General features: G+C 59.3%; 17 protein-coding genes. 14 read left to right on the forward strand and 3 right to left on the reverse strand.

Annotated elements, in window-relative coordinates:
• Nucleotides 1-15: 15 nt before the first annotated feature.
• Nucleotides 16-957 (reverse strand): LysR family transcriptional regulator, encoded by a 942-nt coding sequence (locus G6K99_RS22685; RefSeq protein WP_174198043.1) that lies wholly within the window; start codon nt 955-957, stop codon nt 16-18.
• Nucleotides 958-1,059: 102 nt separating this feature from the next.
• On the opposite strand from G6K99_RS22685, the gene G6K99_RS22690 reads away from it, so the two are divergent.
• Nucleotides 1,060-1,383, forward strand: coding sequence for a nuclear transport factor 2 family protein (locus tag G6K99_RS22690; protein WP_174198044.1), 324 nt, complete (start codon nt 1,060-1,062; stop codon nt 1,381-1,383).
• Nucleotides 1,380-2,159, forward strand: a complete 780-nt coding sequence (locus G6K99_RS22695; RefSeq protein WP_174198045.1) for an SDR family oxidoreductase — start codon at nt 1,380-1,382, stop codon at nt 2,157-2,159. The genes G6K99_RS22690 and G6K99_RS22695 overlap by 4 nt, the downstream gene beginning before the upstream one ends.
• A 7-nt stretch (nt 2,160-2,166) precedes the next feature.
• Here G6K99_RS22695 and G6K99_RS22700 read toward each other — a convergent pair whose 3' ends face one another.
• Together G6K99_RS22700 and G6K99_RS22705 are read right to left on the reverse strand one after the other, a co-directional pair.
• The gene (locus tag G6K99_RS22700; RefSeq protein WP_174198046.1) at nt 2,167-2,538 is read right to left on the reverse strand and encodes a response regulator transcription factor; all 372 of its coding nucleotides are present in this window, start codon (nt 2,536-2,538) and stop codon (nt 2,167-2,169) included.
• Between the two features lie 80 nt (nt 2,539-2,618).
• Nucleotides 2,619-3,263 (reverse strand): response regulator, encoded by a 645-nt coding sequence (locus G6K99_RS22705; protein ID WP_174198047.1) that lies wholly within the window; start codon nt 3,261-3,263, stop codon nt 2,619-2,621.
• A 777-nt stretch (nt 3,264-4,040) separates the two neighbouring features.
• Between G6K99_RS22705 and G6K99_RS22710 the strand changes: the two genes are divergently transcribed.
• The 12 genes from G6K99_RS22710 (at nt 4,041) to G6K99_RS22765 (ending at nt 21,709) form a co-directional block, all read left to right on the forward strand.
• Nucleotides 4,041-7,010, forward strand: a complete 2,970-nt coding sequence (locus tag G6K99_RS22710) for an ATP-binding protein (RefSeq protein WP_174198048.1) — start codon at nt 4,041-4,043, stop codon at nt 7,008-7,010.
• Between the two features lie 254 nt (nt 7,011-7,264).
• Complete coding sequence (locus G6K99_RS23615; RefSeq protein WP_371816286.1) at nt 7,265-7,408, forward strand: DUF1127 domain-containing protein; 144 nt, start codon at nt 7,265-7,267, stop codon at nt 7,406-7,408.
• 459 nt (nt 7,409-7,867) lie between these two features.
• On the forward strand, nt 7,868-8,584 hold the full coding sequence (locus tag G6K99_RS22720; protein WP_244631604.1) for an alpha/beta fold hydrolase: 717 nt from the start codon (nt 7,868-7,870) through the stop codon (nt 8,582-8,584).
• 146 nt (nt 8,585-8,730) lie between these two features.
• Nucleotides 8,731-9,840, forward strand: a complete 1,110-nt coding sequence (locus G6K99_RS22725) for a helix-turn-helix domain-containing protein (protein WP_210261662.1) — start codon at nt 8,731-8,733, stop codon at nt 9,838-9,840.
• Between the two features lie 280 nt (nt 9,841-10,120).
• Nucleotides 10,121-11,266, forward strand: a complete 1,146-nt coding sequence (locus G6K99_RS22730; protein WP_174198111.1) for an esterase-like activity of phytase family protein — start codon at nt 10,121-10,123, stop codon at nt 11,264-11,266.
• A gap of 961 nt (nt 11,267-12,227) precedes the next feature.
• Complete coding sequence (locus tag G6K99_RS22735; protein WP_244631605.1) at nt 12,228-13,814, forward strand: GMC family oxidoreductase; 1,587 nt, start codon at nt 12,228-12,230, stop codon at nt 13,812-13,814.
• Between the two features lie 269 nt (nt 13,815-14,083).
• Entirely contained in the window at nt 14,084-15,163 is a 1,080-nt protein-coding gene (locus G6K99_RS22740; RefSeq protein WP_174198053.1) for a cytochrome P450, read from the forward strand.
• A 197-nt stretch (nt 15,164-15,360) separates the two neighbouring features.
• On the forward strand, nt 15,361-16,575 hold the full coding sequence (locus G6K99_RS22745; protein WP_174198054.1) for a cytochrome P450: 1,215 nt from the start codon (nt 15,361-15,363) through the stop codon (nt 16,573-16,575).
• A gap of 602 nt (nt 16,576-17,177) precedes the next feature.
• Entirely contained in the window at nt 17,178-17,894 is a 717-nt protein-coding gene (locus tag G6K99_RS22750; RefSeq protein WP_174198055.1) for a response regulator, read from the forward strand.
• 136 nt (nt 17,895-18,030) lie between these two features.
• Nucleotides 18,031-18,891: an extradiol ring-cleavage dioxygenase gene (locus tag G6K99_RS22755; protein WP_174198056.1), complete on the forward strand. Its 861-nt coding sequence runs from the start codon at nt 18,031-18,033 to the stop codon at nt 18,889-18,891.
• Complete coding sequence (locus tag G6K99_RS22760) at nt 18,888-19,259, forward strand: hypothetical protein (RefSeq protein WP_174198057.1); 372 nt, start codon at nt 18,888-18,890, stop codon at nt 19,257-19,259. Before G6K99_RS22755 ends, G6K99_RS22760 begins: the two co-directional genes overlap by 4 nt.
• 854 nt (nt 19,260-20,113) lie before the next feature.
• Nucleotides 20,114-21,709 (forward strand): GMC family oxidoreductase, encoded by a 1,596-nt coding sequence (locus tag G6K99_RS22765; protein ID WP_174198058.1) that lies wholly within the window; start codon nt 20,114-20,116, stop codon nt 21,707-21,709.
• The last annotated feature ends 116 nt before the right edge of the window (nt 21,710-21,825 follow it).

Genomic DNA, 21,825 nt, shown 5'->3' on the forward strand with positions numbered 1-21,825 from the left:
CCTAGAGAGCTCCGCTTATCGCGGCGGCGGATCGGCGTTTTCGGTAGTCGACGGCCGGGGCTCCTTTGCAGCATTTTGGCGGACGAGGGTGAGAAACTCCCTGACGCTGGCCGAGAGATTTCGGCGGTTCGGATAGTAGACGCAAAGTCCGGGGAAAGGTGGCGTCCAGTCGTCAAGGACGCGGATCAGCCGGCCTGCCTCGATGTCCTCGATGACGTTCTGCTCCATGAAATAGCCGATGCCGACATTCGCCATGACCGCAGTACGGGCGAGGTGCGCTTCGTCGAGAATGACGCGACCGTCTACGTCTAGCTGCAGCGTCTGACCGTCCTTTTCGAACCGCCAGCGGAAAAGCGCGCCATCGGGAAGGCGGACCCGGATGCATTGATGGTTGAGGAGATCAGGAGGAACCATCGGCTTTCCATGCCTCTCGAAATACTCCGGCGACGCGACGATCGCAAAGCGTTGCGGGCGGCCAAGCGATACGGCGATCATGTCGCTCGGGACGAGGCCGGCCACACGGACCCCGAGATCGAAGCCATCGGCGACGATGTCCACCAGCCGTCCTTCGGTCACCAGATCCACCGTCATGTCGGGGAAGCGACGGAGGAACTCGATCACGAGCGGAGACATGATAGCCTGTGCGGCAAACGGCGCGGCATTGATGCGCAGGGTTCCAGACGGCGTATCGCGCTCGGATCGCACCGCTTCGAGCGCGCCACGAACCTCCTGCAGTGCCGGGCCGACCTGATCAACGAAAATCCTGCCGGCGCCCGTCAGGGACAGGCTTCGGGTCGTGCGGTTGAACAGACGTACGCCGAGGCTTGCCTCCAGCCGGGCAATCGCGTGGCTGAGAGCCGTCGTCGACATGTCGAGCTCGACAGCCGCAGCGCGGAAGGTTCCTTTCCTCGCGATCGCGAGAACGGCGGCCAGGTCATCGAGTGCCGCGTGTTCCATTGTCCCGATCCATTCAATACTCCGTCCTGATCTGTCCCGATTATAAAGATAATGGTCAAGTGTTATCTTCTGCTCGTTCCCTGAAGGAGAAGGATCATTTCCATGATTTTACCAGATGCCCTGAAACGCTTTTTCGAAGCGGAACGATCCGGCGACGCCGATGCGCTGACCAGCGCGTTCTCCGACAACGCAATTGTCAAAGACGAAGGCGCGACCCATCGCGGCCTTGAGCAAGTGCGCCGGTGGTGGCTCGATGCCAAGCAGAAATACAGCCACACGGCACAGCCGATCAGCGTGGAAGACGCTGGCGACGCAACCTGCGTGCTGGCTACCGTCAGCGGAAACTTCCCCAACAGTCCCGCACAGCTGCATTTCCGCTTTGTGCTCGAGGCAGGCAAAATTAGCGAACTGGAGATCGGCGGATGACTGGCTTTCTTGAACTCGAAGGAAAACGTGCCCTCATCACAGCCGGCACCAAGGGCGCTGGGGGGCCAACGGCAGCGCTCTTTCGCAGCCTCGGAGCGCGCGTCCTCACAACCGCGCGGTCCCGGCCGGAGAGCTTGGCCGAGGATCTGTTCGTTGCGGCCGATCTGACCACGGAAGAAGGATGCGAGACCGTATCCGAAGCCGTGCGCGAGCGGCTGGGCGGTGTGGACATCATCGTTCATATGCTCGGTGGCTCATCTGCTCCCGGCGGGGGATTTGCGGCACTCGGCGAGCAAGACTGGGCAAACGAGCTCAACACGAACCTTTATCCCGCTGTTCGGCTGGATAGAAAGCTGGTCCCGGAAATGGTGGCTCAGGGGCGTGGTGTCGTGGTCCATGTCACTTCCATCCAGCGTGTTCTGCCTTTGCCGGAATCGACGACGGCCTATGCTGCCGCCAAGGCGGCACTCTCCACCTACAGCAAGGCCCTGTCGAAGGAAGTCGCTCCCAAGGGTGTCCGGGTTGTCCGGGTATCGCCCGGCTGGATCGAAACGGAAGCATCGGTGCGCCTGGCTCAGCGACTGGCCGCAGAGGCGGGAACGGATTATGAGGGCGGCAAGAAGATCATCATGGACGGTCTCGGTGGGATACCGCTCGGTCGGCCTGCAAAGCCGGAAGAAGTTGCCAATCTCATAGCCTTCCTTGCCTCCGATCGGGCCGCTTCCATCACCGGCACGGAATTTGTCATCGACGGCGGGACGGTTCCGACGGTCTAGGCTTGCCCTATTCTTGAAGTGCTGCAAGCGCCCGATCAATGGCGTCGATAAGGATCTGCCCGTGGAACGGTTTATGCAGCAGGGTGAACCCTCCGCATTCGCGTACCCGCTGGGGCAGGGTGGCATCGGTGTGAGCCGAGACGAAAATGACTGCGACGCCGGATCCCAGCTCGTTCAGCCGTTCTTTCATCTCTATCCCGGTCATGCCCGTCATCTGGATATCAGAGATTATACAGTCCGCATCCTGGTGCGGCCTGTCGACCAGAAAAGCCTCTGCCGACGCATAGCCTGTCGCTTCGTAACCAAGCGATCGGATCAGTGCTTCCGTCGCGATCCGGAAGGAGTCATCGTCGTCAATGACCGCAATCTGTATATTCATGGGGGCCGGCATCGAGACTTGCCTTCTCGGCGTGAGACTTCAGATGCTCCCCCAATCGCACACTTTAGCCAGTACGGAAATTATACGGTGGTGTTACCGGCGCCTTTCATGCCCCGCTGCTTTAGCGCGTCTGCCATGCGAACGAGGTCGGGAAGCGTTCTGGCGCCCATCTTCTTCATCGCCGAGCCGCGATGGATCTTGACCGTGACCTCGCTGATGCCAAGGTCGCCCGCAACCTGCTTGTTTAGAAGGCCCCGGGTGACCATGAGCATAACCTGTTGCTCTCGGGAAGTCAGGGTCTCGAAGCGTTTTTCGATATCGACCCATTGTTCCTGATTGGCGCGACGTTTGCTGTCGACCTTCAGTGCGGAGGCAATGGCATCGAGCATGTCCTGATCGCGGAATGGCTTTGTCAGGAAATCGACCGCGCCGGCCTTCATGCCGCGAACGGACATCGGGATATCACCGTGCCCCGTCATCAGGACGACAGGGATCTGAATGCCCTGACTTGCGAGTTGCTCCTGGAAATCCAGTCCGCTTGTTCCCTGGAGGCGAATGTCCAGCACGAGGCAAGCATCACTGTCCGGGCGCTCGAATGCCAGAAATTCCCGGGTGGAAACAAACGTTCGGGTTGCAAAGCCAACAGACCGGAACAGACTATCGAGCGACCGCCGGACGGATTCCTCGTCGTCGAGAATGTAAATGATCGGTGCGCGCTTGTTCACTTGCTGCCTCTGCGGTCGACTGGCGACGCCGGTTGTAAAATCTCGTCAGAGGTGATGCCAAAAAAGCATCCGTATGGAAAGAAATTTAAACATGTTGCGGACCACTGGAGATCGGGTGACGGCTACGATTCACCAATTTTCAATGCCGTGAACGTTTTCCGGTTCGAACCATCACGAAACTTTTCCACAGGGACTTGTGATCGAAGAGTCCACACGACGCGCGAATAAAGATTTCGCTCCTAACCGCCAGCCCAAACTGATTCTGCGACCTAGCCACTCTCGAAGTGCGCCAACGATGATGTCTTCCACGTGCCGGCCGCTACATAGATATAAGCGGCTTAGAGTATGAAGGCGGTTCGCACTTCTCCCATTCATGCCAGATTACTCGGTCGGAAAGCTCCACCATGATTTTTTGTTCAATCTAGGCAGGACTGGTCTGGAAACTTTTAAGAGGCTATCACGACACAGACGACACGACCGGAAGCATATCTTAGTTTGATTGCTATGAGCGAAACGACGTCGTTGACAACAGCGCGACTGGATACGCGCCGGCCGTCATGCCAGCGACGTTCCGTACCCCAAGTTCGAGGGAGCATGGCGCTTTTGGAGGGTTGAAAACGTCGCGATCAGTCGTGAAGTTGAACTTTACTTTCGCTAAGGTTGTTGCGAAGTCGTGAGCCCTCGGGGGCTGAGCCATTGTCCTTCGAAACCCAGGTCGCCTGCAACCTTCGTCACCTGGAATACTTTAACCAACCTTGCTTGGAGACAGTCGCCGCCATGAGTGCCATTCCAGTTTGCAGCGAGATCTTAGATATTCTTGATGACTGCGTGATCATTCGTGACCTGGACGGTCGCGTCACTGGCTGGAACCGTAAAGCGGAAGAGGTCTACGGCATCCCGCGCGAGCAAGCGGTCGGCGTCAGCATGGATGCGCTGATCGAACACTCGGCGGAGGACCTGAGCACAGAGGTCCGTGCCACCCTCGATGTGGCCGGGAAATGGGCCGGTACGATCACGCGTGTAATGAAAGGAACCTCTGCTTCCGTATCTGTCTCAGCGACCGTGAAGCTCCAGCGGCGCGTTGACGGGCAGCCGGTCGCCATCGTTGAAACGTCGCGTCCTGTCGCCAGCGAACGCCACGTTCACAACGACGGTCTGGCCCGGCTGCTGGACGCCGCGGGCGTTGTCGTCGTGCCGCTCGACGTCACAGCAGTGGCAAGAAGAATTGCAGCGCTTAGCGCCGATCAAAGGGCCAACTACCGCGAATACTTGCAGGCCGAGCCACAGCTGATTGTTGAGATGATGCGGACTGCAATGGTTGCGGATGTAGAGGCACCGGGGCAAGCCCTGTCGACTTCAGCAGTCGCAGCATTCGGGCCCGCTGGTCGAGAACTGTCCACCTTCTGGCCCGAGGAGAGTACAGAAGCCTTTGTGAACACGATCGTTTCAGTTGTCATCGACGCAAGGCCGGTCCATGGCTCCTGCCGGCTGATTGCTCGCGAAGGCAAGCCCTTCGATGCCGAGGTGTCAGCGGTTCCATTGTCGCCAATAGGAGACGTTTCCCGTCTCCTATTGGCGATCCGCGATGTTTCGACCGAGCGCCAAGCGTTCGAGGACATCGAGGCAAGCGAACGTCGCTACAGGCACCTGTTCGAATACATGCCGATCGCTCTCACACAGGTTGACGCCAGCGGGTTGGTTGAGCTGTTCACTACACTTCGCAAGCGGGGCGTGACCGACCTTTCGACCTATATCGACGAGCATCCGGAGTTCATGGATGCGGCAATGGAAGCGCTGCTCGTGGAGCAGGTGAACCAGACCAACGCCGACCTTTTCGGTGCAGGCTCTCGGGAACAGATGAAGGGCTCCATCAAACGCTATTGGGATGCCGGCCAGCCGACGCTGCGCAGATCTCTAGAAGCTCGGTATCGAGGGGAGGACTTTTTCCAGCAAGAAGCCCAGGTGCGGCGCATGGATGGAGGCCTGGTGGATGTTCTCTTTGCTGCATCCAGACATAGCAGCCTGCCGAACAAAAGCCTCGTTGCTTTCATGGACATCTCCGATAGAAAGCGCGCAGAACAGGCATTGCAACGCAGCGAGCGGCGCTACCAGGATCTCTTCCAAGCCATGACCGTCTCGTTCTGGGAGCTTGATCTGACCGCGATCAACGAACTCCTTGAGGAACGCCGTCCGGGTGCCGATGGCAATTTCGCAGCCTATCTTCAGAACTATCCAGACTGCGTGGAAATGATCCTCAAAGCGGCACGGATCGTCGACGTGAACGATCAGACCCTCGCTCTCTTCGGCGGGATAGGGAAGAACGACCTGCTTGGAACGCTCGATCAGTTCTGGTCGCCCGAGCACTGGATAGATGGCGCGGCCGCTGTCCTGACCGTCTTGACCAATGACGAGAGTTTAACGATCGAGACGCGATTGCGGCGGCTGGATGGGGTCGAGTTCGATGCCCAGTTTACGCTCTGGTTCTCGACGGACGACCGCCGCCGCGGCCTCGCCGCCGTCACCGATATCAGTGAACGCGTGAACGCCTTCAGCCAGCTCGAGCAGAGCGAGCAGCGTTTCCGCGACCTCTTCCAGCACGTCCCTGTTCCCGTGCTCCAGGTCAACTCGACGGGCTTACTGACCCGGTTGGAGGAACTCAAGGACCAAGGCGTCGATGACATCGGCATCTATATGGCCGACCACCCGGACCTGCTCTGGACAGCGCTCGAAAATACGGTGATTGAGCAGGCGAACGACGCCGCAATCAAGGTGCTGGGAGCCAGGGACTTAGAGCAGATTCGCGGCCCGATCACGTCGCTGTGGCGAGATCATCCCGAAGTCTATGCGCGGCTGCTGCAGACCCGGTATCGGGATACTGGAGGTTACGAGGAGAACGTCACGTTCACCACCTATGACGGTCGGATCTGCGAGGGCGTGCTAACTGTCACGTTCCCACCCGGGATGGCGGGGTCTGGTATCACGATCAATGCCTTCGTCGATATGACCGAGAAGCGGCACGCTGAGCGCAGACTTCGGCAGATCGAGGCAGAATATGCGCACGCGGCGCGGATCTCGATGCTGGGGGAACTGACCGCATCCATCGCCCACGAGGTCAATCAGCCTCTCGCCGCAATCACCACCTACGGGGAGGCGGGCCTTCGTTGGCTGGACCGTCCAAACCCGGCGCTCTCAGAAGTCCGCGATATCGTGACACGCATCGTCGAAGATGCGCAGCGCGCAGCCGGCATCATCGCGCGCGTCCGCAACATGGCGTCCCCCCAGATGCGCGAAGAAATCATATCCTTGGATGCACTCGTCGCCGAGGCCGTGCTTTTTCTCAAACACGAGTTTCAGGCGCACGGTGTCAAGGTTGCGATCCTGCCGTCCAACAGTTCGGCACGCATTACTGTCGATCGGATCCAGCTCCAGCAGGTGATCGTCAACATGGCGGTGAACGCGATACAGGCCATTGCCGCGGGCAACTCCGGGCAGCGCGAGGTTGTCCTTCGGACGACGGACGAAGGTTTGCATGTGCAGTGTTCGGTCGAAGACTCAGGGCCGGGGATCCCAGCGGAGGGGGCAAGCCGGATATTCGAAACCTTCTTCACCACGAAAAGCGGCGGCATGGGCATGGGGCTGCCAATTTCGCGCTCCATCATCGAAGCGCATGGTGGGCGCATGAGCGCCGACAATGACAGCTCCCTCGGCGGCGCTCGGTTCTCCTTCGTCCTGCCGGTCGTGCGGTAAACGGCCTACGCTTACCCGTTGCTTGAACACACATCACTACCAGACCGCGTCTGGATCTCTTCGTTGCATTCGTAGGCATTTTTACCGTGCCTGAAACAGGCACGCGTCGCGCCTGGTGGACAGTCGGGTCGAGTTCAACGGTGCGACCGGCGAGCTCGACTGAAAATTCTTCATCGAGACGCGAGGATGAGATGATCAGAAATCTACGACGGATTTGGGATCGGCCACTGTTCAGGCCGGATTATCAAGATGGCATGCAGCGCGCCGTGCGCCGGTTCATCCGCTGGCGGCATAGGCGGCAGGGCTCTGAAAGCCTGCGACACATGCCGGACTATCTCCTCCGCGACATTGGCATCTCCAGGTTTCAAGTCGACCATTTTAAAGAGCGCGAACACTAGACGTCGGTGCCAAACTGAAGAACCGGGATTAGTGATATTCGTTGACACGCTTTGTCAAGGTTGTCGCGAAAGTATTTGGCCTGACGGATGTCTTTCCAATGTGAATTTATTGGCCATACCGTCCTGCCAAGCACGCGAGGGGCGTCAAAGCTCAGCTTAAGGCGACCTTCGATTTGTCCTCAGACCAGCTTAGTCGACTAATACCATCGGATGCTCTGGCGAAACGGATGGTCGATATACGCAGTCTGGCATTCCTGCAAGTCTAAGGATGCTGATCGACGGTCTCATGTCCCCTCCGAAACGAGCCAGTTCAGCAACCCCCACCCGGGCAGCGGTTCCTATTCGCTGCTCGGCAAGGCAGTCGCTTCAATTTTTTCAACACACGAAAGAAGGAACATGATGATGGAACTGACCCAACTCACCCTTTCACTTGCCGGCGCAACCACGCTCGCACTCGCAATGCTCACTCCTATCGCCGCGAAGGCTGAGCCTGTGAAGAACGTCGTTCTCGTCCACGGGGCATTCGCTGATGGAGCAGGTTGGCGTGACGTCTATGACAAGCTGACGGAGCGCGGCTACAACGTAAAGATCGTGCAGAACCCCCTGACCTCCCTCGACGATGACGTCGCAGCGACCAACCGGCTTCTGGATCTTCAGAACGGTCCGACAATCCTGGTTGGTCATTCCTGGGGCGGTACCGTCATCACGGAAGCCGGCATCCACCCCAAAGTAGCTGGTCTAGTCTATGTATCGGCCCTTTCCCCCGACGCGGGAGAAACGTCAGCGCAGCAATACGATGGCTTTGCCCCGACGCCCGATTTCGTTTTGGAAGTCGGCAAGGACGGCTTTGGCTTCATCAAGCGTGACAAGTTCAAGCAGGGCTTTGCGCATGATGTCAGCGATGCGCAGGCGGCCTTCATGGGAGATTCCCAGGTGCCGATCAACATGTCGTCGTTCAGCACGAAGCTCAAAAATGCCGCATGGCGCAGCAGGCCGAGCTGGGCTGTGATCGCGACGGAAGACAAGGCGTTCGACCAGGCGATGTTGGTTCACATGGCCGAACGGATCGGCGCCAAGGTCACGAAGGTCTCGGCCAGCCATGCCTTGTTCCTCACCCGTGCGACCGAGATCGCCGACACGATTGATGGCGCAGCGAAATCCCTCGCATCGAATTGAAACCAGTCAGCGGGGTGGTATCGTCTGAAAGGCGGTCTCGCCCCGCGCATTTTGGCAATGCGCTTGCGCCGAAACAGCGCACCCGACTGCCACTTCTTGCAAATTTTCTAATTTTGTCTACATTTGTTCCCACAGCAGTGGGTCCGATGATGAAAGATATTCTTACTACCGCCAATGCGGCAGAGCTTCTTGGCGTGTCGGTTCGTACCGCGCAGCTATGGGTCGAGAGCGGCCAGCTCCCGTCCTGGAAGACGCCCGGAGGGCATCGTCGGATCCCGCGACAGGCAGTTATGGACCTGATCGAAGATACCCCGCAGGAGCCAGTCACGCTTGCCGCTCATGCCGTCATCCTTGCCGGGAGTGGTCGCGGGCAGGCGTGGCAAAAGGTCGGACTTCCGGGCTCCGGTCTCCTTGTCTTCGTCGAGGAAGATGCCGATGTTTTTCTGGAACGTATCGACCTTGCCCCGCCGACATTGATGATCCTTGAGGATGCCCAGGACGCGGAGCGCAAGAAGCTCGCGACCAAGCTCGGGAGCGATGCACGATACCGGCAGACCCTCGTGATTGCGATGACGGAGAGAAGTATCGAGCCGTCCGCCGTTCGGGGCGCCAAGCGTGCGCAGTTGCAGATGCTTCCGAATGTGGCTGCCACGAGCGGCAGTGTGATCGACTACCTGAAGGGGACGCAACAGGAGGTGGGTGATCTCCCATCGTTCGGCGTTCCCTGGAACGAAAAGGCGCGTCTGGAGGCCGTCAAGCGATCAGCGCTGGTCGGATCCGAGGCAGATAGCAGGTTCGACCGCCTCGTTCGGCTGGCAGCCTATGTCACCAAGGCGCCGATTGCGATGTTCACCCTGATCATGAAGGACCAGCAGTGGTTCAAGTCCAGGGTCGGTTTCGACGCCGAGAACACCTCTCGCGACTGGGCCTTCTGCAACGAGACGCTGGTTGCAAACGAGTTCACTGTGGTTGAGGACCTGACCCGGGACGAGACCTACAAGAAAAACCCGACCCTCGAAGAACCTTATGGGTTCAGGTTTTACGCCGGTGCGCCTGTTCGCGATCCGCTCGGGTTCGCCCTAGGATCGGTCTGCGTTATCGATGTCGTTCCGCGTGTCCTGAAGGACGAGGAGCGCGATGCTCTGATCACGATCGCGGACGCTATTTCCAATCTGATCCGGCTTATGGTTCTGGACGCAGGAGAAGAGCAGGGCAGGTTGCCTCCAGCTCTGGATCTCATGCCATTGAATACCTGAACGCCTCACGGCGACGGACCTCGTTTAGTGATCTGACCCGCCGCATAAGTTTCTGACCACGATTCCCCGACAAGATGCAGGCTGCCGGCTAACCACCGGCGATCGATGACCGGCGAAATGTGATCTGTAACCAAGTGTGCCAGCATTGAAACGATGGGATTGCGCAGCCCGGACACTGAGAGGACATGTCCCATAATCTAGAGGTTTTCAGATGAAGTTCTCTCATGCGCCCGCCCGCTCGGGTGGCGAACTACCTTGTGTCAGCTCAAGCTCCCGCCCGATGGGCCTCCCTCGACTGAAGCTCGCTCTTAGCGCCGCAGCTATCTATCTCGTGTGCGGAGCACTTGCTTCAAACGCGACCGAGATCGGAACAACAACCGGAAAGGCTTGCCCCCTCGGCGCCTGCTCGGCCGGTATCTCCTTCAGCTATCTGGGCGAAGTCGTCATTCCCACCGGTCACCAAGAAGCCGGAGTTGAGTTCGGCGGAATTTCCGGCCTGGACTACGATCCACGTACGGGCCGTTATCTCGCGCTCAGCGACGATCGTGCGGAGCGCGGTCCGGTGCGGGTCTACGAACTGGAGGTGGATGTCGATGCTAAAGGCCTTCATGAAGTCTCGGTGCTCAAGCATATTCCGTTGCGCAATGAGAGTGAGCAAACGTTCGAGGTACAATCTGCTGATCCGGAAGCGATCCGTATCGCTCCCGATGGCATCTACTGGACCAGCGAGGGAGGCGGGAAGTCCAATCTTCCTCCATCCGTTCGCGTCAGTTCGAGAGACGGCGGCCATCTAAGGGTCTTCGACCTGCCGGAGGGGTTTGCAGCCAGCGCTGACGGATCATCCGGCATCCGTGACAATCTCGCCTTCGAAGCGCTTGCTGTCTTGCCATCAGGGGATGTTCTTGTAGCACTTGAAGCGTCGCTTCAGCAGGACGGACCGAAGCCTGGATTGATGCAGGGTAGTCTCGCACGCATGATTCAGTACGATGCCCAGTCTGGTAGGCCGCGAGCGCAATACATTTATCCCATCTCGCCTATTCCCGAAGCGAGCGTCGAGGGGGAGAAATCGATGACTGGCCTGTCCGAGATGATCGCTCTCGAAGACGGTTGGGCGCTTACCGTCGAGAGGAGCTTCGCCGAAGGCGTCGGCAATACGATCAAGCTGTTCATGATCGATCTCGCCGGTGCGACAAACGCATCCAAGGTCCTGGCGTTCACGAAGAGCAAGGACCGCATAGTCCCGATCCGCAAAACGGAAGTGCTGGATCTGAACGGGATGGGTCTCCAACCCGACAACATCGAAGCCATGGCGGTTGGCCGGGCTCGCGATGGCACGGAGATCCTACTGCTGGCCGCCGACAACAATTTCTCAAAGACACAGAAGACCCAGTTTCTGGCGTTCAAGATCATCCGTGCAGCTCACTGAACCCGAGAACCTTCGGCCACTGACTGCTCTCGCTGGTCCAGCCAGCGGGAGTTATTTTACGTTGATGCAGCAGGTTAGGTGAAATTTGCCGGCATCAACGCGCTCCTGCCAACAAATGCAAACTCATCGGTCTGGGCGCAGCCCAGTTCCAGCCACAATCGATTGTTGCAAACGCAATGGTACGCGGCGGCCGCGTAATCGAAAGGAAACAACTTGACCACATTCATCATGAGCAACTGGATTTTGGATGATGATGGATCGCGGCAGTGAATGTTCCCAAGGCGGTGACTCGCACGTAACGGGTTGTTTACAACCCGGAGGCGTCGTAGTCTGTTTTTTCACCCGTCGTCGGCTTCCTCAGCCTATCGATCACGGGTACGGCGGGCCCTGCTCGGACGTAACGTCCGGAACTGGCTTGGAGGAAGCGGACGTGGCTTCAAGCGTGCCGACGTTCGCCCAATTAGATGTATGGAGTGTCTTTCGAACAGGCGTAATAACCTTGATCTCGCTAGCGTCGATCTGGGCATACTCGTGGGCAGTCTCTGAGTTGCTCGGGACCCTGATGAACGTTCGCGTCACCGTCCCTTTCTAGATGGCAGCATAACTTTCTCGCAGCATGCGGGTTTCAACTGGTCGCACTTCGCAACGCCTCTTTTCAGGATCCGATTGCTTCGGATGCTGGCGGCTTTTGCACCTCGAGTCACAAACCTAGCAACAGTTGCATGATGCGCGCACCGAGAAGTATCGGGTAAACGGCAGGCAATTAGCTTGGAACTAGTCCGTTGCTATCGGTACATCCACAAATGGAACAGTCAGAACCTTCTGGAGTAAAGTCCGTAAACATCACGCGAAAGTTACAACTAAAAACTGATAGAAATGATAAAAACGTTGAAAATGATAAACCGCTACGGTAGAGCAGATCACCGAAACAATCGTGAAAAAGGTGATCCCCATGCTGTCTATGCCACAAGAACCAGAGACATGCGAAGAAGAGGCCCTGAGAGGGCAGGAACCCGAAACCTTTGACTTCATCGTCTGCGGCGCGGGCTCCAGTGGCTCCGTCGTGGCCGCCCGGCTTGCCGAGTGCGGTGGGCCCCGCGTCCTGCTCCTGGAAGCAGGAGGCGACAATCAAGTCGACAGCGTGCGGGAGCCGGCCCAATGGCCGCTCAACCTGGGCTCATCGAGAGACTGGGGATTTGTCGGCCAGCCTGCCCCAGCCCTCGAAGGCCGGCAGCTGCCCTTGAGCATGGGCAAGGGGCTGGGGGGCGGATCGAGCATTAACGTGATGGTCTGGTCGAGAGGCCACAAGGAAGACTGGAACCACTTCGCAGCCGAATCCGGCGACGACGCCTGGGGCTATCAGTCCGTGCTTGAATACTACCGTCGCATCGAAGACTGGCGCGGAACGCCTGATCCGATACGGCGTGGTACGGGAGGCCCGGCCTATATCGCTCAACCGGAGGCTCCGCAGCCGGTGGCCCAGGCCTTGCTGCAGTCTGCCGAAGCGCTGGGAATACCTGTCTTCGACAGCCCGAACGGGGCTATGATGGAAGGTGAGGGCGGCGCGTCTATCGCGGAACTGCGGATCCGCGATGGCAAGCGAGAGTCTGTCTTTCAGTCCTACGTGTCGCCGCTTGTGGCCAAGCGCAACCTGACGGTCATGACCGGTGCAATGGTGTCTCGCCTGTTGTTTGAAGGCAAGAGAGTGGTCGGAGTCGAAGTCCTGGTTGGCGGACAGCGCCGCCGGTTCAGGGCAAACTACGAAACGATCCTCTCGCTCTGCGCCGTGAACACGCCGAAGGTCCTGATGCAATCCGGGATCGGACCCGAGGACGAGTTGTCGGCCCACGGGATCCCCTTCGTCCAGCATCTGCCGGGCGTCGGTCAGAACCACCAGGACCACATCGGCTTCGGATGTACCTGGGCATACCGCAAGCCGGAAGTTGTCGGCGGTGGCGGATGCGAAGCAACGCTGTACTGGAAGAGCGATTCCCGCCTGCTGCAGCCGGACCTCCTGCAGTGCCAGCTGGAATTTCCCGTGCCGTCGCCCGCCGAAGCTGCACTGGAAACGCCCGAGCACGGGTGGACCATGTTCGCCGGGCTGGCGCAGCCGAAGAGCCGTGGCCGATTGAGGCTCTCCGGTGCGGGCGTGAGTGACGCCATGCTGATCGAGCCCAACTCGCTCAGCGAACCCGAGGACATGGTTGCCGCGATCGCCGCTGTCGAGCTCTGCCGCGAGCTCGGAAACGGTGCCGCCTTCGCTCCATTGGTGACGGGCGAGACCGCCCCCGGTGCCCGTGACCGGAAAGGCCTTGTCGACTTCATCCGCCGGTCGGCGATCACCTACTGGCACCAGTCCTGCACGGCCAAGATGGGGCGCGACGAGATGTCGGTGGTCGATCACCAGTTGAAGGTTTACGGCATCAAAGGTCTGCGCATCGCAGATGCCTCGATCATGCCGCGCATCCCGACCGGCAACATCATGGCGCCGTGCGTGGTCATCGGCGAGAGAGCAGCGGATCTCATCCGCACGCAGCACGAACTCTGAGTGAACACCAAAGCATCGATGAAACAATTAGCGGAGGGCTCCGGCCTTCCGCGATCGCCAAAAGTCATGGCGTGAGCAGACCGCTTTCGGCCCGACACCCAGCATTCACTCGAATGGATCTTGCGATCTCGAAAGGCGAAGACCCAGTGTTAGACAACATTCGTACTATCCCTGTCGTAGCGTCATCCGATCTTGAATCCGACGTACACGGAACATTGTCCCGATATCGCCAGACCCATCCGTTTATTGCGCTCGACACAGGCGGATACATGGTCCTTCGCTATGACGATGTCAGTCGTCTCATGCGTGACTCGCGGTTGCAGGCAACCGAAACGGCGATGCCGGCTCAGGCCGGGATCATGCAGGGTGCCCTGTTCGACATTTTCCAGCACGGCATGCTGACGGCCAATGGCGATGTTCATGCGCGCCGTCGCTCACCCCTGTCGAGATCTCTGGCGCATCAGATGGCGGAAGAGTTTCGACAGCATGTGCGTCGCTCGGCCGATGCCCTGATCGATGCATGTTATGACAGCGGAAGTCTGGACCTGACGTCCGGCTATGCCGCCAAGCTTCCGATCCTTGCGCTGGCCGGTCTGCTCGAGATCCCGGACGCGGACGTCTCGTCCTTCATGCAGCACGTTCATGCGATGAACGAGTTCTTTCGGCCTGGCCCGACGGAGCGAGCCGTCGCAGAGGCCGAACATGCAGCACTTCGGCTGCGAAGCTATCTCGATCGCCATATGAAGCACCCGGAGGCTTGCAGGCCGGAGAGTTTCCTCTACCGCTACCTGGCGCTTTCGCAGGCTGATGGACTGACAAGGCTGGAAGCCCTGGTGCAGATCGTCCAGCTCATCATCGGCGGGACGGAGTCAGTCAGAACAGCGCTTGTTGCGCAGACTGTGCACCTTCTTTCCGAGCCGGAACAATGGAGCGTCGTCTGCGCTGACCCGACACTCGTGCCGAATGCCGTTGCCGAGGGCCTGCGCTTCGAGCCAGGCATCGCAGGTGTCGTACGGGTCTCCGTCGAGGAGATCGACATCGATGGCTGGAGATTGCCATCAGGGCAACTGGTGATCTTGTCGACCCTGTCTGCCCTGCGTGACGAACGTGTCTTCGATCGAGCCGATGCCTTCGATATCTCGCGGCCGAACCTGAAGCTGGCGCGGCTGGCCTTCGGGGGCGGGGCCCATCAATGCGTCGCCGACGCGCTCGGAAGGGCCGAGCTGGAAGAAGGTCTATCTGTCCTGGTGGAGCGACTTCTCGGCCTTCGGCTGGACAGCGAACCGGCATTTCATGGCCACCACTTCGTCCGCAAGACGACCGGCTGCCCGGTCCGCTGGCAGCTGTGATTGCCACGGCGCGGTCCTCTCCGAGGCGAACGGCCGGACTGCACACATTCTCAGTACGCGCTTCGGAAGCCAGCTGAAGCGGGTCGCCGTGGTGCAGGCTGTCCTACAGATGAAACCGCATTGTCGCGTCTTGAAAGAACCCAGCATCACGAGTGCCCAAGAACCGGCTTGCTCAATGAAAGAGGCCTCCCTTCACCATGCCCATGCCATCCAGAAACAATGCATCCCCACCCGTTCTGACCTTCGCGGCTCTCAACGCCGCACCCCACGAACTCTACAGGGATCTGCGTCCCGAATTTCCGTTTGTTCAACGCGAAGACGGCGCATTCCTCGTGCTGCGCGCGGATGATGTCCAAAGTCTGGTCAGCGATCCCCGCACGCGGCAGATCGAGACGGAGCTTTTGCGGATGAGGGGTATTGCCAGCGGCCCGGTCATGGAGCTGGTGTCGAACAGCATGCTGTTTTCGAACGGCGATACGCACCGGCGCCGGCGTCAGCCTTTGTCGCGCAGCTTTGCCTTCCGGATGATGGAAGGTCTGCGCCCCAGCGTCCGGTCGCTCGCCGACGAACTCGTGGCGACGTCGCTCTGCGATGGAGAGATGCGTCTGCGGGACGATTATGCTGCCGCTATTCCGGCGATCACCATCGCTTCGATCCTCGGTATTCCGAGGTCCGACGTTCCGCTCTTTACCTCCATGGCTTACAGGGTCTCGAAGGTGCTGACGACCTCTTGGACGCAAGCAGACCTGCCGGACATTGAGGCAGCCACCAGCGAGCTTTCCGCCTATGTCGCAGCACTGATTGACGATCGCCGCCGGCAGCCGCAGGGGGATTTTCTGTCGGACTACGTCGCAAGCGTCGATCAGGCGGGAGAGCTATCGGCGGTGGAAGCCATCATGCAGATCGTCTCAGTCGTACTGGGCGGAACCGACACGACGCGGGCTGCAATCGTCATCATGGTCGGGCTTCTGCTCGATCGGCGGGACGGCTTGTGGCAGGTCTTGCGCGACCGGCCGGCACTGGTGCCGGCTGCGGTGCTGGAATCGCTCCGGTATGAGCCGGCCGTGGCATCGATCCCGCGGCTCTCCGTCGAGGATATCTGCCTCGACGATTATGTGATCCCGAAGGGGAGACCGGTCATCCTCTCCACCATGTCGGGCCTCAGGGATCCTCAGATCTTCGCGGATCCGGATCAGTTCAATCTCTTGCGCCCGGTGGGCAGGTGGCACCCCGTGTTCGGTGGTGGAGAGCACAGGTGCTTGGGTGAAGCGCTGGCAAGGATCGAGATGGAAGAAGCGTTGGCTGCCCTTTGCACGTCCCTTCCAAGACTCCAAACACAGGACCAGAGCCTGCGCATCCACGGACACGCTGGCATCCGCCAGGTCGAAGAGCTCGTCGTTCGGTGGCGCTAGCCGGAAAGGCTTCGTGGCGAGCGCGGCGAAGCTGCCGCTGCACGCATCTCAATCCGGTCCCTTTCTTTTTCTGCGGAGTAGGTAGTTGTTTTTAGCACTGAAATTTCTCGGCCGTTCTGCACTCAGCCTTCATCGAGGACTGGACAGCATCGATTACCGACGGGTGACGATCGTCATCTTAGAGGCGTTCGGTTCTGCGGCTGCTGCGTCCATTTATTGGTCACCGTATTTTCCCCTTCCGGGTGATGTTGTGGGCCGGGAGGAAGGGGAAGTCACTAAGGAATGCCGTGACGGCAGCCCAGAGTGATAAGCGGTTATACGATCACTATTAAATGATAAAAATGATAAAAATGATCATTGTAGTAATTTAATGGTCGAGTTATCGTGAGTCATTCTCACAATATAGAAGGATTGGCGTAATGAGCATTTTGCTCGAAGGTCTGACCTGCAGATGCCGCAAACAGAAGCAGGAGATGTGGACACACAGTGACCGGATGTTCGGCAGGGGACGTCTCGAAACGCGTTATGGCTGCCTGAGGGAGGCCGGCGTTCCGGCCATCCAATGCTGACGCAGCCGCTCGTGGCGCCATGGGAGCACTGACGTGAAGCACGTACTGGTCATCGACGACGATCTCGCCATCCGCAGCCTGCTGACAGACTATCTCTCCCAGCATGCCCTGAGAGTAACCGGGCTCAGCGGCAGCCAGGACTTGCAAAGAGTTCTCAGCACGGACGAAGTGGACCTGTTGATCGTGGATCTCAACCTTGGGCGGGAAGACGGTCTGGATATCGTGCGCAAGCTTTCCAGCACATCGGATTGCCCGATCATCATCATCAGCGGAGATCGCCTGGAAGAGGCCGACAAGGTGGTCGGGCTGGAACTCGGCGCTGTCGACTACATCACCAAGCCTTTCGGAACCCGGGAGCTGCTGGCCCGCGTGCGGTCGTCGCTGCGCGAGCGACCCGCCATCGGCATAAAGAAAGACAGGACCGTTTACGAGTTCGACGGATGGGAGCTCAACATCAAGCGTCGCAGGCTTGTCTATGACGGCGAGGAGGTGAAGCTCACTGCCGGCGAATTCAACCTGCTGACGGCGTTCCTCCGATCGCCGCGCCAGATCCTGTCCCGAGAGCAGCTCCTTTCGGCAAGTCGTGTCCACAATGAAGAGGTCTTCGATCGCAGCATCGACGTCCTGATCCTTCGTTTGCGCCGAAAGCTGGAGGTCGACCCTGCCAAGCCGAGCCTGATCAAGACCGAACGCGGTGCCGGTTATCTGTTCGATGCCGAGGTAAAGGTAATGCACCGCACCAAAGGGTGAGGTTCATCGAAGCCTCCAGGCTGCAGAATGCCGTTTCAATCGAAACCGAAAACGCCCTCTTCGACATTTGGGCAAGACACCCGCGCTTTAGTTGCAAGGGATGGCTGACATGCACCAGCCGGACAGGAGAACCGCTTTGGCAAAACTCGTCGCGACACTCGCATCCACCCACCACCCATTTTACCTCAAGGCGACCACTGCGCCACCCGAGGACCAGATGCCGCAGGCTCCGGAATGGAAGCGCAAGGTCGAGGCTTATCGGCAGACGCTGACATCGGCGAACCCGGATCTCCTTGTCATGATCGGCTCCGATCACTTCCACCAAATTTTTCTGGACAACTATCCGCAGTTCCTGATCGGCAAGGCATCCCGCTACGATGCCACCTTCTACAACGAGGAGCGCGAGTTCGGCTTGCCGAAATATGTCCTTGCGGGCGATGAGGACATGTCCGGTTTTATCCACCAGTCGCTGCTCGCCCAGGATTTCGATCTCGCCTTCTCGAACGAGCTGAAGATCGATCACTCGATCGTCTGCCCCATCATTACCCTGCGCCCACAAAACGATCTGCCGATCGTGCCAATCTACACCAACATCTTCGCGCCACCGCTTGCCTCGCCGAAACGGTTCTTCGACCTCGGGCGAGCTATCCGCAAGGCAATCGAGGAGTATCCGTCCGGAACGAGGGTTGCCGCGATCGGGACCGGACATCTCTCGCTTGAGCTCGGAGGCCCAAGGCAGTTCATGGAGACCGGGCCCGACCCCGCCTTCGACCGGCAGGCGATCGAGTGGCTGCGAACGGGCGATATCGACGCCATCCTTGGATCGGTTAATCACGAGAGCCTGGAGCGGAGCGGCAATGCGACACACGGCTTCCTGAATTTCATTCTGATGCTGGGCGTCGCCGGTGCCGTCGAAGCCGATTACGTCGATTCCCTCGATCTCTTTCACACGATGGAAGCCTACTTCACCTGGTACCCGAGCGAGGTCGCCCGATGAGCAAGTATTACCTCAACAAGTTCCTCTTCACCGTCGATCGCGATCCCCGCCTTCTCACACGCTACATGGAGAGCCCGCGCGGCTTCGTAGCTACCTGGGAGCAGTCGATCGGGCCGAAGCTGATCGGCAATGAAACCGAGGCGTCGACGGCGCATGTGTTCACGCAGAAGGAGCGAAACGCATTGGTCGATCATGACTACGTCGCGCTGTTCGAGATGGGCGCCCACTTCTTTCTCAATCTGACGATCTTCATCGGCATCTACGACGAGCCGTACAGGAAGGTGCACGGTCCTTTGTCGTTCCAGAAGGAATTCGCCTTGAAATTGCGGCACTGGCGAGACCGCGACTACCCTTCGATCGCGACATGACCGCGGATCCAACGTTCAAAATGAGACCTTCCATGTTTAGCAAACGGAATGCCGCTTTGGCTGTCGTCATCATCTCGTTGTCGGGATGCGTCAGCCACAGCCGAGACGTCACCTATCAAGCGCACGGTCATCCGTACAAGACCCGGATCGGTTGCACCCGAAGCACGGAGGTCAGTGCGTTCGATCCACAGTGCGACGTCCCGCTCCTTGGCTACAGCGGCTTCGCCAACCCTTAACCCGTCGTACTTCTTGTGACTAGATGAACACTCAAGTCGGGAAACAGCGACAAGAACTCGAGAGCGCACCATTTTCGCATCGCTGATCCAGGTAAGCCAGCCGCGTTAGCGATAATGGGTTCTGCGACGGATTGGGATCGGCCGCTGTTCAGGCCGGATTATCAAGAAGAATGTAAGGTGTTGTGCGCCTTTTCCTCCGCTCCCGGCACAAGCGGCAGGGTTTTGAGATTTCTGGGACGCATGCCGGACTCTCTCCTCCGGGCTATCGGCATCTCCGGGTTTCGCGTCGTCCATTGCAAGGAACGCGAGCGCTAGATGATAGTGGCGAGCGACGTGACCGGCATCCATTAATGTTCGTTGTCAAACGCTGTGCCGAAGGAGGCTGCGCGAGGTTAGGCTTCAGTTACCAACGCTCTCCCGTACAGGCATCGGAGCAGCCGATTCTGCGGTGGGCATGGCCACGTGTCTTCCGGCAACATTCGGCGCGTCTGCCGACCGGCTAGTCGACTAACACCAATGGATGCTCTGGCGAGACGCATGGTCGATATCCGCAGTCCGGCATCCCTGTGATTCTACGGACATTGAAAACAGTACCAATTGCGAAGAAAGGTGATCCCCATGCTGCCTAAGCCACAAGAACCAGAGGCATGCGAAGAAGAAGCTCTGAGAGAGCAGGCACCTGAAGTCTTTGACTTTATCGTCTGCGGCGCGGGCTCCAGTGGCTCCGTCGTGGCCGCCCGGCTTGCCGAGTGCGGTGGGCCCCGCGTCCTGCTCCTGGAAGCAGGAGGCGACAATCAAGTCGACAGCGTGCGGGAGCCGGCCCAATGGCCGCTCAACCTGGGCTCATCGAGAGACTGGGGATTTGTCGGCCAGCCTGCCCCAGCCCTCGAAGGCCGGCAGCTGCCCTTGAGCATGGGCAAGGGGCTGGGGGGCGGATCGAGCATTAACGTGATGGTCTGGTCGAGAGGCCACAAGGAAGACTGGAACCACTTCGCAGCCGAATCCGGCGACGACGCCTGGGGCTATCAGTCCGTGCTTGAATACTACCGTCGCATCGAAGACTGGCGCGGAACGCCTGATCCGATACGGCGTGGTACGGGAGGCCCGGCCTATATCGCTCAACCGGAGGCTCCGCAGCCGGTGGCCCAGGCCTTGCTGCAGTCTGCCGAAGCGCTGGGAATACCTGTCTTCGACAGCCCGAACGGGGCTATGATGGAAGGTGAGGGCGGCGCGTCTATCGCGGAACTGCGGATCCGCGATGGCAAGCGAGAGTCTGTCTTTCAGTCCTACGTGTCGCCGCTTGTGGCCAAGCGCAACCTGACGGTCATGACCGGTGCAATGGTGTCTCGCCTGTTGTTTGAAGGCAAGAGAGTGGTCGGAGTCGAAGTCCTGGTTGGCGGACAGCGCCGCCGGTTCAGGGCAAACTACGAAACGATCCTCTCGCTCGGCGCCGTGAACACGCTGAAGGTCCTGATGCAATCTGTGATTGGATTCGTGGAGGAGTTGTCGGCCCACGGGATCCCCTTCGTCCAGCATCTGCCGGGCGTCGGTCAGAACCACCAGGACCACATCGCCTTCGGATGTACCTGGGCATACCGCAACCCGGAAAGTGTCGGCGGTGCCGGATCCAAAGCAACGCTGTACTTGAAGTGCGATTCCCGCCTGCTGCAGCCGAACCTCATGAAGTGCCAGCTGGAATTTCCCGTGCCGTCGCCCGCCGAAGCTGCACTGGAAACGCCCGAGCACGGGTGGACCATGTTCGCCGGGCTGGCGCAGCCGAAGAGCCGTGGCCGATTGAGGCTCTCCGGTGCGGGCGTGAGTGACGCCATGCTGATCGAGCCCAACTCGCTCAGCGAACCCGAGGACATGGTTGCCGCGATCGCCGCTGTCGAGCTCTGCCGCGAGCTCGGAAACGGTGCCGCCTTCGCTCCATTGGTGACGGGCGAGACCGCCCCCGGTGCCCGTGACCGGAAAGGCCTTGTCGACTTCATCCGCCGGTCGGCGATCACCTACTGGCACCAGTCCTGCACGGCCAAGATGGGGCGCGACGAGATGTCGGTGGTCGATCACCAGTTGAAGGTTTACGGCATCAAAGGTCTGCGCATCGCAGATGCCTCGATCATGCCGCGCATCCCGACCGGCAACATCATGGCGCCGTGCGTGGTCATCGGCGAGAGAGCAGCGGATCTCATCCGCACGCAGCACGAACTCTGAGTGAACACCAAAGCATCGATGAAACAATTAGCGGAGGGCTCCGGCCTTCCGCGATCGCCAAAAGTCATGGCGTGAGCAGACCGCTTTCGGCCCGACACCCAGCATTCACTCGAATG

This window comes from Neorhizobium sp. AL 9.2.2, assembly GCF_013317225.1.
Taxonomy (GTDB): domain Bacteria; phylum Pseudomonadota; class Alphaproteobacteria; order Rhizobiales; family Rhizobiaceae; genus Neorhizobium; species Neorhizobium soli.

What these genes read in the sequence shown, in the direction of transcription:
- G6K99_RS22765 (WP_174198058.1), top strand. Translation starts at nt 20,114, where the DNA reads ATGCTGCCTAAGCCACAAGAACCAGAGGCATGCGAAGAAGAAGCTCTG.
- G6K99_RS22725 (WP_210261662.1), top strand. Translation starts at nt 8,731, where the DNA reads ATGATGAAAGATATTCTTACTACCGCCAATGCGGCAGAGCTTCTTGGC.
- G6K99_RS22735 (WP_244631605.1), top strand. Translation starts at nt 12,228, where the DNA reads ATGCCACAAGAACCAGAGACATGCGAAGAAGAGGCCCTGAGAGGGCAG.
- G6K99_RS22740 (WP_174198053.1), top strand. Translation starts at nt 14,084, where the DNA reads ATGGTCCTTCGCTATGACGATGTCAGTCGTCTCATGCGTGACTCGCGG.
- G6K99_RS22710 (WP_174198048.1), top strand. Translation starts at nt 4,041, where the DNA reads ATGAGTGCCATTCCAGTTTGCAGCGAGATCTTAGATATTCTTGATGAC.
- G6K99_RS22690 (WP_174198044.1), top strand. Translation starts at nt 1,060, where the DNA reads ATGATTTTACCAGATGCCCTGAAACGCTTTTTCGAAGCGGAACGATCC.
- G6K99_RS23615 (WP_371816286.1), top strand. Translation starts at nt 7,265, where the DNA reads ATGCAGCGCGCCGTGCGCCGGTTCATCCGCTGGCGGCATAGGCGGCAG.
- G6K99_RS22720 (WP_244631604.1), top strand. Translation starts at nt 7,868, where the DNA reads ATGCTCACTCCTATCGCCGCGAAGGCTGAGCCTGTGAAGAACGTCGTT.
- G6K99_RS22700 (WP_174198046.1), bottom strand. Translation starts at nt 2,538, where the DNA reads ATGAATATACAGATTGCGGTCATTGACGACGATGACTCCTTCCGGATC.
- G6K99_RS22685 (WP_174198043.1), bottom strand. Translation starts at nt 957, where the DNA reads ATGGAACACGCGGCACTCGATGACCTGGCCGCCGTTCTCGCGATCGCG.
- G6K99_RS22745 (WP_174198054.1), top strand. Translation starts at nt 15,361, where the DNA reads ATGCCCATGCCATCCAGAAACAATGCATCCCCACCCGTTCTGACCTTC.
- G6K99_RS22730 (WP_174198111.1), top strand. Translation starts at nt 10,121, where the DNA reads ATGGGCCTCCCTCGACTGAAGCTCGCTCTTAGCGCCGCAGCTATCTAT.
- G6K99_RS22695 (WP_174198045.1), top strand. Translation starts at nt 1,380, where the DNA reads ATGACTGGCTTTCTTGAACTCGAAGGAAAACGTGCCCTCATCACAGCC.
- G6K99_RS22760 (WP_174198057.1), top strand. Translation starts at nt 18,888, where the DNA reads ATGAGCAAGTATTACCTCAACAAGTTCCTCTTCACCGTCGATCGCGAT.